Source organism: Lysinibacillus sp. RS10, from assembly GCF_041956855.1.
Lineage (GTDB): Bacteria > Bacillota > Bacilli > Bacillales_A > Planococcaceae > Lysinibacillus > Lysinibacillus xylanilyticus_A.
On the sequence record NZ_CP167122.1, the window covers coordinates 1,837,114 to 1,852,302 of the forward strand.

Here is a 15,189-nt window from a genome sequence, read left to right on the forward strand (position 1 = left end):
CTACGCGTAAGTGAAACAGTGTCGTTGTCAATGCTATAGCGGTGCGTCAGGTGCAATTACGCCTAGGCATAATTGATGGGAGGAATAGATGATGGCGATTCAAAATATTACAATGCCTCAGCTTGGCGAAAGCGTAACAGAAGGTACGATTGAAAAATGGCTTGTAAAGCCAGGTGATACAGTAAAAAAATATGATCCACTAGCAGAAGTTGTAACTGATAAAGTAAATGCTGAAATTCCGTCTTCTTTTGAAGGAGTTATTACAGAACTACTTGCAGAGGAAGGGCAAACATTACCCGTTGGAGCAGTCGTTTGTTGCGTTGAAATAGCAGGTGACAGCGAGCTACCTCCTCCGCCTCCACCGAAAAAATCAGCAGTAAGCACAGCAATTTTAAATGCTGGTGTACAAAAGAAACAAGAGGTTCAGCCACCAACAACAGCTACGGTAGTATCGCAAAAAACAGTTCGACAGGATAAAGTTCGCTATTCACCAGCGGTTCTTCGACTTGCACAAGAGCATGATATTGCACTTGATCAAGTCACAGGAACAGGTGAAGGAGGTCGTATTACAAGAAAAGACCTCATGAAACTGATTGAAGCAGGAACTGTACCAACTTCTCAAGTTGAAACATTGACTACGGTCCATACAGCTGTTGAACAGCCTACACCAGTTGCTGTACCTGCATCACTGGAGAATACTAAACCAGCCACACCGGCACAGCCTCTTCAAGCAGGTGATATTGAAATTCCAGTAACAAAGGTGCGCCGTGCCATTGCGAATAATATGGTGCGAAGTGTTCATGAAGTGCCGCATGCATGGATGATGATGGAAGTAGATGTTACTGATTTAGTCGCATATCGCGATAGCATGAAGACGGAGTTTAAGCAAAGAGAAGGCTTTAATATTACGTATTTTGCTTTCTTTGTAAAAGCTGTCGCGCAAGCTCTAAAGGAATTCCCAATGATGAATTCTATGTGGGCAGAGGACAAAATTATTCAAAAGCATGACATAAATATTTCCATTGCAGTCGCGACAGATGATGCATTATTTGTTCCTGTTATAAAACACGCTGATGAAAAATCGATTAAAGGTATTGCGAAGGAAATTCATGAGCTTGCAGCGAAAGTGCGTGCTGGAAAACTGACGATGGATGATATACAAGGTGGTACATTTACGGTAAATAATACGGGTGCATTCGGCTCTGTTCAGTCGATGGGCATCATTAATTATCCACAAGCAGCAATTCTTCAGGTGGAAAGTATTGTAAAAAAACCAGTTGTTTTACCTGGTGGCATGTTCGCTGCACGAGATATTGTGAATTTATGTTTATCTTTAGATCATCGAGTTCTCGATGGACTTGTTTGTGGTAAATTCCTAAATAGAGTGAAAGAAATACTCGAAAATACAAATAAATCTTCAACGTCAGTCTACTGATGACTTGTCGGAAACCTGTTGTATAACGGTTTCCGAATTTTTTTTGCTTTTCCAGTCGCAATTTGTCATGTAGAATAACAAATAGAAACTACTAAGGGGGGAAGCTGATTAAGCGTCCGCATGTCAAACAACATGAAAAATATTGAATTTGAAAAGCCGTCCTATTCAGAATGGCAAGATGCAGCAATCAAGGCTTTAAAAGGGAAACCATTCGAGTCTCTTTTAACGAAAACAAGTGAAGGTGTTACATTAGAACCACTTTACACTCAAGAAAGTTTAGTAGCAAAACTTGGTGAAGAACTAGATAAACAAGTTTCCACAATCCGTTCCCTACAAAATAATCAAGCATTTCGAGTGGCTCAACAAATATATGCTGATTCAAGCGAGGCATTTTTTGCAAAGCTTGATGATAGTTTAGCTCGAGGCAATGAAGTAGTAACAATTGATAGCCGTGTAAATTTTGAATGGACTGAAGAAGTATTGGCACAATTAGCGAATTATTTCTCAGAATATTCGTTTAAAATTTCGGTTGAGAATTCAAATGACCCATTATTAGCAGTATTCGACAAAATAACAGTTGATCAGCGAGAAACTGTAAAAGGTTTCATCGTATCGAAAAACCCTATCACTTTAAATGATTTCCCGAGCGTGCGCTCGATCGGCGCGGACACAACGGTTTATCATAATGAAGGAGCTAACGCTGTGCAGGAATTAGCATATGCACTTGCATTAGCGGCAAAATACGCAAATCAAGAAGAAAGCTTTGAAGCATTCGCGAAGAAATTTTATGTATCCTTTGCTGTTGATACGCAATTCTTTACAGAAATTGCTAAACTTCGTGCTTTTAAAGTACTTTGGAAAGCGTTCTCATCGGCATACGGTGTAACAGAAAACGTAAAAATCCCTACTGTTGCAGAAACATCTTTAAGAAGCTTCTCTAAGCTGGATGTTTATGTAAACTTATTACGTGCAGCAAATGAAGCGCTTTCTGGCTTAATTGGTGGTGCGGATGTCTTTACAGTTCACCCTCACGATGCATTAACGAAACCAACAGATCAATCTATTCGTATTGCACGAAATGTATCATTAATTTTAAAAGAAGAAACAAACGTTTTAAAAGTTACAGACCCAGCTGGTGGCTCATACTTTATTGAGTCATTAACGGCAGATTTTGTTAAAGAAGCTTGGGCTTTATTTATAGAAATAGAAGCAGCTGGAGGCATTGACGCTTACACTGCATCAGGAAAGCTTACGGAGGAACTAGAAAAATCTTATCTAGCTCGTATCAAGGCGGCACAAACGCGTAAGCAATCATTAATCGGTACAAATATATATGCTAACCCAGCAGATGTGCTTGAAAGCGAAATAAATCCTCAATTTGCAGAAGTTAAACGAGTTGCTGTACCTTTCGAGCAATTACGTATGAAAATGACAGCTGCAAATGTGAAAACAGGAATTTTAGCATTAGGTACACTGAAAAGTTCAAAACCACGTGCTGATTTTGTGTCAGGTTTCTTAAACACGGTAGGTCTAGTACCAGAAAAAAGTGAACCAGTAGCAACAGCTGAAGAAGCATTAGCTTGGCTAAACGCAACAGAAGCAACGTATGTGGTGATTACTGGTAACGATGATGATACTAAAGAGTTAGTACCAGCAATTTTAGCAGGTAATCCAGCTAACGTAATTGTTGACGTTGCAGGTAAGTTTAGAGACGAAGAAGAAGCTTGGTTAGCAAATGGCTTAAACGGCTTTATTTTCGCAGGACAGAACATCATTGAAAAATTAAATTCAGTGTTCGCTAGCATGAAGGAGGTCCAACGATGAGCAAGCCAAATTTTAGTGCAGTTGAAATCGAAAAAGTTTTAGTAGCTGAAGCACCTCAAGCGTCAGATGAAAAATTCATGACAAATGAAGGTATTGAAATTAAAGATATATATTCAAAAGAAGATGTTAAAGATGCAAAACATTTAAATGATGTTGCAGGTATTGCACCAAATACACGTGGCCCATACCCTACGATGTATGTAGCTCGTCCTTGGACTGTTCGCCAATATGCTGGTTTCTCAACAGCTGAAGAATCAAATGCATTCTACAAGCGTAACTTAGCAATGGGTCAAAAAGGTCTTTCTGTTGCCTTTGACTTAGCAACCCACCGTGGTTATGACTCAGATCATCCACGTGTAACAGGGGATGTTGGTAAAGCTGGGGTAGCGATTGACTCTGTAGAAGATATGAAAATCCTATTCGATCAAATTCCTTTAGATCAAATGTCGGTTTCTATGACGATGAATGGAGCGGTATTACCAGTTCTTGCATTCTATATCGTTGCTGCTGAAGAACAAGGAGTTACACCAGACAAGTTAGCTGGTACGATTCAAAACGATATTTTAAAAGAATATATGGTTCGTAACACATATATTTATCCACCAGCAATGTCTATGAAGATTATTGCAGATATTTTTGAGTTTACAGCGAAGTATATGCCAAAATTTAACTCAATTTCGATCTCTGGTTACCATATTCAAGAAGCAGGAGCAACAAATGACATCGAGCTGGCTTATACATTAGCTGATGGTCTTGAGTATGTTCGTACGGGGCTACAAGCTGGAATCGACATCGATGCCTTTGCGCCACGTCTATCATTCTTCTGGGCAATTGGTATGAACTATTACATGGAAGTTGCAAAAATGCGTGCAGCTCGTCGCATTTGGGCACAAATGATGTCAACATTTAATCCGAAAAATCCTAAGACATTAGCACTTCGTACACACTCACAAACGTCTGGCTGGTCTTTAACAGAGCAAGATCCATTTAACAATGTGACACGTACATTAATCGAAGCTAATGCGTCATCAATGGGGCATACGCAATCGCTTCATACCAATGCACTTGATGAAGCGATCGCGCTACCAACGGATTTCTCTGCACGTATTGCACGTAATACACAGCTATTCTTACAAGAAGAAACAGCCATGACAAAAGTTATTGATCCATGGGGTGGTTCGTACTATGTGGAAAAATTAACAGACGAAATTACAAAATCTGCGTGGGCATTAATTGAAGAAATCGAAGAACTTGGCGGTATGGCGAAAGCGATTGAAACAGGTCTTCCAAAAATGAAAGTCGAGGAAGCTGCAGCAAAACGTCAAGCGAAAATCGACTCTAAAACAGAAACGATTGTTGGTGTCAACAAATATCGTTTAGAAAAAGAAGAACCTATCGACATTCTAGACATTGATAATACGCTAGTTCGTCAAAAGCAAATCGAACGTCTAGAAGCAATGAAGGCAGCTCGTAATGAAGAAGAAGTACAAAAACATCTAGCACGATTAACGAAAGCAGCACAAGATGGTGGAGAAAACTTATTAGCAATAGCAGTAGATGCAGCGCGTGCTCGTGCTTCATTAGGTGAAATTTCCGATGCAATTGAAGTTGTTTCTGGTCGTCATAAAGCAGTAATCCGTTCAATCTCTGGCGTGTACTCTGCGAACTTCTCAGATGAAGAGCAAATTTCTGAAGTGAAACAAATGACAGAGGAGTTCCTTGAAAATGAAGGTCGTCGTCCACGTATTTTAGTAGCGAAAATGGGACAAGATGGACATGACCGTGGTGCGAAGGTTGTGGCAACGGGTTATGCGGACTTAGGCTTCGACGTTGATATTTCTCCGTTATTCATGACACCTGCTGAGGCAGCTCAAATGGCGGTAGAAAACGATGTGCATGTCATTGGTGTATCTTCATTAGCAGCCGGTCATAAAACACTAGTTCCTGAATTAGTAGCAGAGCTAGAAAAACTAGGTCGTGAAGATATCATCATCATTGTTGGAGGGGTTATTCCAGCACAAGATTATGAGTTCCTCTATAACGCTGGTGCAGTAGCAATCTTTGGTCCTGGTACAGTTATTCCTGTATCGGCACAAAAAATTATTGAAGAAATCTACAAACGACTAGGTTATGAGGAAGTGTCTGAATAATGGACAAAAACAAAGGAATGCCAGAAAGTGCGCTATTTGTTATGGACGGAGTAGAGGCAACTCACGACGGAATGCAATATGGTACACCGAAAAAATTCCGAAAGAAAAAAGCAGACAATTTAAACATACAGGAGCTTGCACGAGAAGTACGTGCAGGCTCTCGTACACACTTGTCTAAAGCTATTACACTCATTGAAAGTTCAAACGTAACGCATAAAGTGCAAGCACAAGAACTTCTACAAGAGCTTCTACCACATACAGGAAACAGTGTCCGTATTGGGATTACTGGCGTTCCTGGTGCAGGAAAAAGTTCGTTCATTGAGGCTTTCGGAACGATGCTTTGTGAGATGGGAAAAAAAGTGGCAGTCCTTGCGATTGATCCAAGCTCCTCTTTATCAGGAGGAAGCATTTTAGGCGATAAAACTCGAATGGAAGAGCTCGTGAAAAAGCCTAATGCCTTTGTTCGTCCCTCTCCATCAGCTGGTACCCTTGGGGGTGTTCATAAAAAGACACGTGAAACAATGCTTGTTTGTGAGGCAGCAGGCTATGATGTCATTTTAATAGAAACAGTCGGTGTTGGACAAAGTGAAACGTATGTCCGTGGTATGGTTGATTTCTTCTTACTGTTAGTATTAACAGGTGCAGGAGACGAGCTCCAAGGCATGAAAAAGGGCATTATGGAATTAGCTGATGCTATCGTTGTCCATAAGGCTGATGGCGATAATGTTCGTCTGGCGAAAAAAACCGTATCCGAGTACAAGCAAATCTTACATTTCTTACAGCCTGCAACTCCAGGATGGATGTCGACAGCAATGCCGGTAAGTTCGTGGGAAAAACGTGGCCTCGACAAAGTATGGAGTACAATAGGGGAATTCAGACAAATTGTTGAAGAAAATAATTACTGGTCGATCAGACGCCAAAATCAGACGAAAGATTGGTTCCAATCGATGATTATTGACCAGTTAATTGATTCGTTTTATGGTAATCCGGAGCGTAAAGCACAAGTACAACTTCTCAAACGTCAAATTTTAAATGGACAGCTGACAGTAACACAAGGTGTGGATCGTTTGTTTAGCGATGAACAATCACAGAAATAATATCATCTTTTATGTGAGCAAGTAGGTGCACAAATTCGTCACTAACTGCTATGATAGGAGATGATGAGCGTCGAATATCTAAAGCTAGAGTTTAGGGTGACGCGAACTTGAAAGGAGCTATCGCTATATGAATATGGATTACGATTTATTTATGCAAGAAATTTTAAAAACAGCACGTGCAGAAATTGAGGGGGCTGGTTATGAGCAGCTTCGCACACCAGAAGCTGTTGAAGAGGCGTTTGCTCGTCCAGGTATAACATTAGTCATGGTAAACTCAGTATGTGGCTGTGCAGGCGGTATCGCACGTCCAGCAGCAGCACAATGCGTACATTACGATAAACGTCCAGACCATCTTGTAACAGTATTTGCTGGTCAAGATAAAGAAGCTACTGCAGCTGCTCGTTATCACTTCGGTGAAGATCATTTACCATCCTCCCCATCATTTGTGTTATTAAAGGATGGACAAGTAGTAGCAGAAGTTGGGCGCTATGAAATTGAGGGGCATGACCCAATGTCAGTAGTAACAAACCTACAAGCAAACTTTGAGGAATACTGCGACGAACTTTAATTTCAATCATTAAATTAAAAGAGAAGCTATTTTTAGTAGAAAGCTCCGCAGGCTATAAAGCGTCTGCGGAGACTTCTTACTAACCACATTCCCCGTGGGTAGCTTTGATTCTAAGACATAATTATAGTGCGATTGGAATTTTTGTAATATTGGCTAAATGATTGGCTGATAGTTTTCTTAAAAAAATAAAATTAACAGGTGTGTTGATTAGAAATATTGGGCATTATCTGTGGTGAAACCCCTTATTTCTTTTGAACTACTATATTGTGGTTCATCACCAAAAGGTGTGGATGACATAAGTTAAAACTTAGGCCATATATAAGTTGATTGGAGTGGAGGCTGGGCGACTCCTTGGGGATTAGCGTCACAGATGAGACCCTGGAGCGAGCACCGCGAGTGAAGCGGCTCATCGGACGCCCCCAGGAAAGCGCCCAGTCGGAACGGAAATCAACCACACGCTATGGTGATGATCCTAAATTGTGGTGAAATATAGCAATCAACACGTTTGTAAAAGTAGAATACTGAAAGATAGGAGGCAGTCGACTTGAAGAAATTTTCAATCGGCTATCGTACTTTAAAAACGGCATTTGGTGCAGCAATCGCTATTGCCATTGCCCAATATTTTGATTTAGCTTCTTATGCATCTGCTGGTATTCTAACAATATTATGTGTACAGCCAACGAAGAAAAAATCCATTCATGCTGCTTATACACGATTCGTCGCAAGTATGATCGGTATGCTTTATGCATTTTTGAGCTTTGAGCTATTTACCTATCATCCGCTTACATTAGCAGGTATGCTTATCATTTTTATACCAACAATCGTGTCATTAAAGGTAGCAGATGGTTTTGTTTCGAGTGCGGTTATTATTATGCATATTTATGCTGCTAAAAGTTTTTCATTGGCACTTGTTTATAATGAATTTGCATTAATGGCGATTGGCTATGGGACGGGAATAGCTATAAATATGTATATGCCAGACATTCAAAAGGAATTAAATTACTATCGAGTTAAAATTGAGGAACTTTACAGTAAGATTTTTTTAGAAATTGCCAACTATTTAAGAGAAGGCGATACAATGTGGGATGGACAGGAAATCATTGAAGCAATCACAGCATTAAATAATGCGAAATCCTTAGCATTTAAAGATGTTGAAAATCATTTTACGAGACGGAAAAATGACTACTATGTTTATTTTGATATGCGTGAAAAACAGCTAGAAATTATAGACAGGGTCCTTCCAAAAATAACGGCACTTCCTGTTATAGTACAAGAGGCAATTATCGTTGCCGACTTTCTGCAAGACCTCGGTGAGCACGTTCATTCAGGAAATACGGCTCGCCATTTTAGAGAAAAACTAGAGCAGGTAAAGCGAGATTTCGCCCAATTACCTTTACCGAAAAACCATGAGCAATTTCTAGCACAAGCGGCACTCTATCAATTTATAGAGGAAATGGATCGCTATTTAGAAATTAAGCAGACTTTTAAAGGTTTAAATGTAAAGAAAGAGCGTCCGCAGTAATGCAGACGCCTCGCCTTTCTTTATACTATCATTGATAAACCAAATGCTAGAGATGAAATTAACATAATCGCGATCATAGTATAGATAACGATTTTTTGAAATTTTTTATTACTCATATGCTCGTTCGCTCCTTCTTTTCTTATAAATAGTTTAGCAAATCTGAAAAATTTCTCAAGTAGTAGAGTTTTGACGAAAAAGTCTGTAAAATAGATTATGTACCATAACAGAAGGAGATGTCACCATGGAGAAAGTAGATCATATTGGGATTGCAGTCCGCAATCTTGATGAACGCATTACATATTATACAGAAACTTTAGGCTTAAAGTTACTGAAAGTGGAAGAGGTTGAATCTCAACAGGTTCGTGTTGCATTTATTGATGCGGGTAACGTGAAAATTGAGTTATTAGAACCGATGAGTGAAAAAAGTGCTATCCACGGATTCATCGAAAAACGTGGGGAAGGTATTCACCATGTAGCTTTCGGTGTGACAGGAATTCGTGAACGTATGGCAGAGCTTCGCGAAAAAGGCGTACGTCTATTATCCGATGAACCAGGACCAGGTGCTGGTGGTGCTGAGGTTGCTTTCATGCATCCGAAATCATCTTTCGGTGTGTTATATGAATTATGTGATAAAAGTGGAAAAGGGGATAAGTGATCAGTATGGATATGTTCGACAAAATTAATGACTTGTATGACCGTAAGACGGTAATTGAACTTGGTGGTGGCTATGAACGCATCGACAAGCAACATGAAAAAGGGAAATTAACAGCTCGTGAGCGTATTGAATTATTACTTGACGAAGATACATTTTTTGAAATCAACCCATTCATAACACACCGTACAGTAGACTTCGGTATGGACAAAATGGAAGGTCCTGGTGATGGTGTAGTCACAGGTTTTGGTAAAATCAACGGACGTCCAGTATACTTATTCTCTCAAGATTTCACAGTATTTGGTGGAGCGCTTGGTGAAATGCATGCCAAAAAAATGGCAACAGTAATGGACCTAGCTGCGAAAAATGGTACACCATTCATCGGTATAAATGATTCAGGCGGAGCTCGTATTCAAGAGGGTGTACTTTCACTAGACGGTTATGGCCATATTTTCTATCGTAATGCAATCTACTCTGGAGTTATTCCGCAAATCTCAGTTATCATGGGACCATGTGCTGGTGGAGCGGTATATTCTCCAGCAATCACAGACTTTATTCTAATGGTTGATAAAACATCTCAAATGTTCATTACAGGACCTAAAGTTATCGAAACAGTAACAGGTGAAAAAATCTCTGCTGAAGATTTAGGTGGTTCTAAAGTAAACAACGCAGTAAGTGGTAACGCTCACTTCCGCGCACCATCTGAAGAAGAAGCAATTAATCAAATTAAAAAACTATTAAGCTACTTACCACAAAATAATAAAGAAAAAGCTCCAAGACAGCCACGTCCAGAGGTTGATGACTATCTTCCAGAAATCGTGGATACTGTGCCAATCGAAACAACTCGTCCTTATGATGTACGTAAAGTAGTGGAGCAAGTAGTGGATGAAGGTTCATTCATGGAAGTTCACTCGGAATTTGCTAAAAACGTAGTCGTTGGTTTTGCGCGTATTGCTGGTGAATCTGTTGGTCTAGTATGTAACCAACCTAAAGTACTAGCTGGCGGGTTAGATATTGATTCTTCGGACAAGGCTGCTCGTTTCATTCGTACTTGTGATGCTTACAATATACCAATCATTACATTTGAAGACGTTTCTGGCTTCTTCCCAGGTGTTAAACAAGAGCATGGTGGGATCATCCGTCACGGAGCTAAAATCCTTTATGCATACTCAGAAGCAACTGTACCAAAAATTACAGTCATTCTCCGTAAAGCATATGGTGGTGCATACGTTGCCCTTAACTCTAAATCAATCGGAGCAGACCTTGTATTTGCTTGGCCTAACGCAGAAATCGCGGTTATGGGAGCGGCAGGTGCGGCAAACATCATCTTCGCGCGTGAAATTGCAAAATCAGAAGATCCAGAAGCAACACGTGCAGCGAAAATTGAAGAATATAAAGAAAAGTTCGCGAATCCATACGTTGCAGCATCTCGCGGTATGGTAGACGATGTTATCGATCCACGTGATACACGTATTAAGCTAATTCAAGGGCTAGATATGCTATCAAACAAACACGAAACACGTCCAGAGAAAAAACACGGAAACATTCCTCTATAAGAATTGTACAAGTCTAGTAGTCATTCGATTACTAGGCTTTTCTTTTAAACTTGAACTAATTTGAGAAGTTAAAGCCTCCGCGGATTATGCGAGTGAAGTGGCACATCGGACACCCTCAGGAAGCTTTGCTCTGTGCGAAAGCGACAAATGTTTCTAACTGCGCGAAAGCGAAGCGACAGCGACAAATGTTTTATCTGCGCGAAAGTGAAGCGTCAGCGGCAAATGTTTTATCTGCGCGAAAGTGAAGCGTCAGTGGCAAAGCGCCCAGCCGTAACGGAAATCAACCACACGTTATGGTGATGAGACAGATAATTGAAACATATCCTCGTTTCATCCGTACATATATGTAGAGGAGTTGAGATGAATGGAATGGAAACAATTACAAAAAGAGCAGGAAATGATTCATGCACAATTAAGAACTGTCAGTAGGTTAAGTGAACAAAGGGATTTAATTGAAAAGCAAATCGAGCATGCACAACAGGAAATTTATAAACATTCTACAGCACTCAATCAAATTCGTATGAAACTCGATAAGTTAGAAGGCTTTTCTTTTATGAATATGATCCGAACGTGGACAGGGCAACAAGATGAGCTACGTGCAGAAGAAATCGACAAGGCAGCCGTGTTTGAATTAAAAATAAATGAAGCAAAGAAGATGGAAACTGATTTGACAGCTGATTTAGGGCAAGTAAACACTAAACTTACTCAAATTGATGAACAAGTGTTGCACGAGGCGTTAAGCGTATTAAATGCTAAAAAGAAAAGCTACTTACAAATACATGAGCCTGAACAGGCAAAAAGGCTTGAACAATTAGCGCATGAAGAAATGTTAACGAAACAACTAATTGTAGAAATAAAGGAAGCTGAAGAGGCTGGTGAAGCAGCACTTACTAAGCTTGGACAAGCAGCAGAGTCCTTGCATTCCGCAAATGGATACTCAACATGGGATACGTTTTTTAGTGGGGGACTTATTGCTACACATTTAAAGCATGATGCACTTGATAAGTCGGAAAATTATCTTCATAATGCTCAAATAGCTTTGCAACGTTTTCATAACGAACTACTGGATGTACATGATATGTCTACGAAAACATTACCAGTTGAAACAGATGGATTTGTAAAATTTGCGGACTATTTCTTTGATGACATTTTTTCAGCTTGGTCCGTCCATTCCAAAATATCAACAGCAAGAGAACAGGTTTCTCGTGTACAAGATGATGTACATAATACGATTTGGCGTCTACAGGATAAACATAACAAGGCAGAGGATTATTTGCAGTCTCTACAAAAAGAGAAAGAAGCTATTTTCCAAGCATCGATATAAAGCAACCTGTGAAAAGAATCTCCTTCTTTCACAGGTTTTTTCTTCATTTCGCAATAAAAAAAGTACAGCACCGCGGCAACATTTGTGGAGGAAGCGGCTCGACGCTCGCTCGTAGGAAAGCGAGGAACCCGTACCCTGATAAAATAACGTAGTTCTTAAAAGCGAATGATTTAAACTCTGCAGACGTTGTGCTAAAATAAAATATATACTATAACGTGGAAAAACACGTAAACTAAGGGAGTCTTCCAACATGACAAGTCGTTTAGTAGAAGAGTTTTTTGAACTCGTACAAATCGATTCAGAAACAAAACATGAACAAGTGATTGCGCCGATTTTAATCGACAAATTAACAGCACTAGGTTTTACAGTAGAACAAGATGATGCACATACTCGTAACGGGCATGGAGCAGGGAATATACTTGCAACATTAAAAGGTTCGTTAGATGTCGAACCTATTTATTTTACTTCGCATATGGATACAGTTGTCCCAGGTAAAGGTATTAAACCGTCTCTTCGTGAAGATGGCTATATCGTATCCGATGGCACAACAATTTTAGGTGCTGATGACAAAGCTGGCCTTGCTGCTTTATTTGAAATGGCTAAACGCTTAAAAGAGCAAAATATTGAACATGGAGATATTGAATTTATTATTACAGCTGGTGAAGAAAGTGGACTTGTTGGAGCTAAAGAGTTAGATCCATCTAAAATTAAAGCAAAATATGGTTTTGCAGTAGACAGTGATGGCAAAGTAGGCGGTATTGTAACAGCTGCACCATTCCAAGCCAAAATCTTCGCTAAAATAATTGGGAAAACAGCTCATGCTGGTGTTGCTCCAGAAAAAGGAATATCTGCGATTACGGTTGCTTCTAAATGTATTGCACAAATGAAGCTTGGTCGTTTAGATGAAGAAACGACAGCAAATATCGGTCGCTTTGAAGGTGGCCAGGCAACAAATATTGTATGTGATGAAGTGACAATACTAGCGGAAGCACGTTCTATCGACAAAACGAAGCTTGATGCACAAACTAAGCATATGCAGGAGACGTTTGAGCAAGTTTCTGCTTCATTAGGGGCAAAAGCTGAAGTAGAAGTGAAACTAATGTATCCTGGCTTCCGTGTAACAGAAAAGGATAAAGTTGTTCAAGTGGCAATGGCAGCTGCACACAGCATTGAACGTACACCAAAGCTTGGTATTTCTGGTGGTGGATCTGATGCCAATGTTATTGCTGGCTTCGGTATCCCTACAGTAAATTTATCTGTTGGTTATGAGGATATTCATACAACAAATGAAAAAATACCAGTAGAAGAATTAGAAAAATTAGCAGATTTACTTGTCGAAATTGTAAAAGAGTCTGCAAAAAAATAACAACAGAGTCGAAGGATGTGACCGCATGGAAAGTGTAAAGGCAGTAGTCTTTGCTTGTGGTACAGAGGAATATGCAGTACCTGTGGAGCAAGCGATTTCGATTGAAAAGTTAGAACACGTAACACCTATTCCTCATTTACCCAATTATCTACTAGGCTTCACAAGAATTCGTGGTGAGCTTGTGCCTGTGCTTGATTTTGAACGTATTCTTTACAACCGTTCTTCAAATACTGCAACAGCACGTGTTATCGTATTGAACACGGATGTTGTGAATTATGGATTACTTGTGACAGAAGCTCGTGAAATTCTTGATTTTGATGAGTCTGTATTAAAGCAAGTGGGACTTGTCAATTATTCAAAAACACGCTACTTTACAGCTGTGGCAAATCTGGAAAATCGTATGATTACATACGTAGACCCAAAAATACTTGTGAATTCATTAGAAGGTATTCGTGAAATTATTAATTATTTGCACAAATTGCTTGAAAATGAAAAGGAAAACGTAGAGGCTTAGTACTCTACGTTTTTTTTTGCTGCTATAGTAAAAATCACCTGTGTTTATACGATTTTATCGAACAGTACTCCCGATAATTATCAATTGGACCTACAGACATTTTCGTTCTAACTGCGTATTATGTAATGTAATAAAACTACTGTAAAAGGCAAACTTCACCGAAAGGGAAGGACGCAAAGCCATGAGTCTAAACACTATATTAGTATAGTGCATGATTGTCAGGTTGCCAGGTTCTGTTCTATGAGCCTTGGTAAATAGAATGGAGATGTAACATATGGTAAGTCGTTCACTATCAAAAGCAATCATTGCTTTTATAGTAACAATTGTAAGTACGCTAGGATTAACAATAGGGAAGGTAGAGGCAACGGCCATGCAAGATAGGGCTACTTGGTTATGGGATACGATGAAAATTGTTGAAGATGAAACAGGCGTACTCCAATTTTTAGAAAGCAAAGATGTTAACAAAGTCTATTTACAGATTAATACTGATATAGCAAATGACAATTATAAAAGCTTTATTGACAAAGCAACAGCAAAAGGTATAAAAGTATATGCATTGGATGGTGCTGCAAGTTGGGTGTCAGAGGATGGCTATAAAATGCAGGATCAACTGTTTGAGTGGTTAAATACATATAATGAGCGTGCATTAACAACAGAGCAATTTTCTGGGGTCCACCTGGATGTAGAGCCCTATCTAAATAGTGGGTGGAGCTCGAACCAAGTAAATACAATCGAATCCTATCAAGCGCTCCTTACTAAAGCGAAAGAGGAGGCCAATCAATTACAAATACCTTTGGAAGTCGATATGCCATTTTGGTTTGATGAGATCGCTTATAGCAATCAATATGGCAATGGTATATTAGCTGAATGGGTTATCGATCAAGTGGATAGTGTTTCGATCATGGCCTATCGAGATGCAGCAAAAAACATTATCAAAATAGTTGAAAATGAAATAGAGTATGCACAAAAAGTAAATAAATCAATTGTGATTGGTGTAGAAACAGGCGCTTCTAATGAGGGGAAAACAATTACCTTTTATGATAATGGAGAAGCCTATATGAATAAACAATTAGCAACGGTTCATCGTCATTATGCCAATAAAACAAGCTTTAATGGTTTTGCCATTCATCATGTCGATAGTTGGATGAATATGCGGCCATAATAAAAAATCCTCTCCAGCT

At 39.5% G+C, this 15,189-nt stretch carries 14 protein-coding genes and 1 riboswitch; of the genes, 13 read left to right on the forward strand and 1 reads right to left on the reverse strand.

From position 1 onward, the window contains the following. The first annotated feature begins 91 nt into the window (after nucleotides 1-91). From ACB089_RS09415 to ACB089_RS09440, 6 genes are all read left to right on the forward strand, one after another. Nucleotides 92-1,435 (forward strand): dihydrolipoamide acetyltransferase family protein, encoded by a 1,344-nt coding sequence (locus ACB089_RS09415; RefSeq protein ID WP_374967534.1) that lies wholly within the window; start codon nucleotides 92-94, stop codon nucleotides 1,433-1,435. Nucleotides 1,436-1,555: 120 nt separating this feature from the next. After that, on the forward strand, nucleotides 1,556-3,259 hold the full coding sequence (locus tag ACB089_RS09420) for a methylmalonyl-CoA mutase family protein (RefSeq protein WP_374966173.1): 1,704 nt from the start codon (nucleotides 1,556-1,558) through the stop codon (nucleotides 3,257-3,259). Further along, a complete protein-coding gene (gene scpA, locus ACB089_RS09425; protein ID WP_374966174.1) occupies nucleotides 3,256-5,409 on the forward strand; it encodes a methylmalonyl-CoA mutase in 2,154 nt (717 codons plus the stop codon). The genes ACB089_RS09420 and scpA overlap by 4 nt, the downstream gene beginning before the upstream one ends. Further along, entirely contained in the window at nucleotides 5,409-6,506 is a 1,098-nt protein-coding gene (meaB, locus tag ACB089_RS09430; protein ID WP_374966175.1) for a methylmalonyl Co-A mutase-associated GTPase MeaB, read from the forward strand. Before scpA ends, meaB begins: the two co-directional genes overlap by 1 nt. A gap of 127 nt (nucleotides 6,507-6,633) precedes the next feature. Then, nucleotides 6,634-7,074: a BrxA/BrxB family bacilliredoxin gene (locus ACB089_RS09435; RefSeq protein WP_049664240.1), complete on the forward strand. Its 441-nt coding sequence runs from the start codon at nucleotides 6,634-6,636 to the stop codon at nucleotides 7,072-7,074. A 544-nt stretch (nucleotides 7,075-7,618) separates the two neighbouring features. Beyond that, nucleotides 7,619-8,596: an aromatic acid exporter family protein gene (locus tag ACB089_RS09440; protein ID WP_374966176.1), complete on the forward strand. Its 978-nt coding sequence runs from the start codon at nucleotides 7,619-7,621 to the stop codon at nucleotides 8,594-8,596. 20 nt (nucleotides 8,597-8,616) lie between these two features. Here the strand turns inward: ACB089_RS09440 and prli42 are convergent, their stop codons facing one another. Further along, nucleotides 8,617-8,712 carry a stressosome-associated protein Prli42 gene (prli42, locus tag ACB089_RS09445; RefSeq protein ID WP_175401735.1) on the reverse strand — a complete coding sequence of 32 codons (96 nt, stop codon included), beginning with the start codon at nucleotides 8,710-8,712 and terminating at the stop codon, nucleotides 8,617-8,619. Nucleotides 8,713-8,837: 125 nt separating this feature from the next. Between prli42 and mce the strand changes: the two genes are divergently transcribed. From mce to ACB089_RS09480, 7 genes are all read left to right on the forward strand, one after another. After that, complete coding sequence (gene mce / locus ACB089_RS09450) at nucleotides 8,838-9,251, forward strand: methylmalonyl-CoA epimerase (protein WP_374966177.1); 414 nt, start codon at nucleotides 8,838-8,840, stop codon at nucleotides 9,249-9,251. Nucleotides 9,252-9,256: 5 nt separating this feature from the next. Continuing rightward, on the forward strand, nucleotides 9,257-10,804 hold the full coding sequence (locus ACB089_RS09455) for an acyl-CoA carboxylase subunit beta (RefSeq protein WP_223553380.1): 1,548 nt from the start codon (nucleotides 9,257-9,259) through the stop codon (nucleotides 10,802-10,804). Nucleotides 10,805-10,936: 132 nt separating this feature from the next. Then, nucleotides 10,937-11,104 (forward strand): hypothetical protein, encoded by a 168-nt coding sequence (locus ACB089_RS09460; protein ID WP_374966178.1) that lies wholly within the window; start codon nucleotides 10,937-10,939, stop codon nucleotides 11,102-11,104. A gap of 64 nt (nucleotides 11,105-11,168) precedes the next feature. Next, nucleotides 11,169-12,128, forward strand: a complete 960-nt coding sequence (locus ACB089_RS09465; RefSeq protein ID WP_374966179.1) for a hypothetical protein — start codon at nucleotides 11,169-11,171, stop codon at nucleotides 12,126-12,128. A 250-nt stretch (nucleotides 12,129-12,378) separates the two neighbouring features. Beyond that, on the forward strand, nucleotides 12,379-13,494 hold the full coding sequence (locus ACB089_RS09470; protein WP_068984739.1) for a M20/M25/M40 family metallo-hydrolase: 1,116 nt from the start codon (nucleotides 12,379-12,381) through the stop codon (nucleotides 13,492-13,494). 25 nt (nucleotides 13,495-13,519) lie between these two features. Then, entirely contained in the window at nucleotides 13,520-14,008 is a 489-nt protein-coding gene (locus ACB089_RS09475; RefSeq protein ID WP_368636681.1) for a chemotaxis protein CheW, read from the forward strand. Nucleotides 14,009-14,145: 137 nt separating this feature from the next. Further along, nucleotides 14,146-14,239: riboswitch (cyclic di-GMP riboswitch) on the forward strand. A gap of 43 nt (nucleotides 14,240-14,282) precedes the next feature. Beyond that, nucleotides 14,283-15,170 carry an amidase gene (locus ACB089_RS09480; RefSeq protein ID WP_374966180.1) on the forward strand — a complete coding sequence of 296 codons (888 nt, stop codon included), beginning with the start codon at nucleotides 14,283-14,285 and terminating at the stop codon, nucleotides 15,168-15,170. Nucleotides 15,171-15,189: the final 19 nt, after the last annotated feature.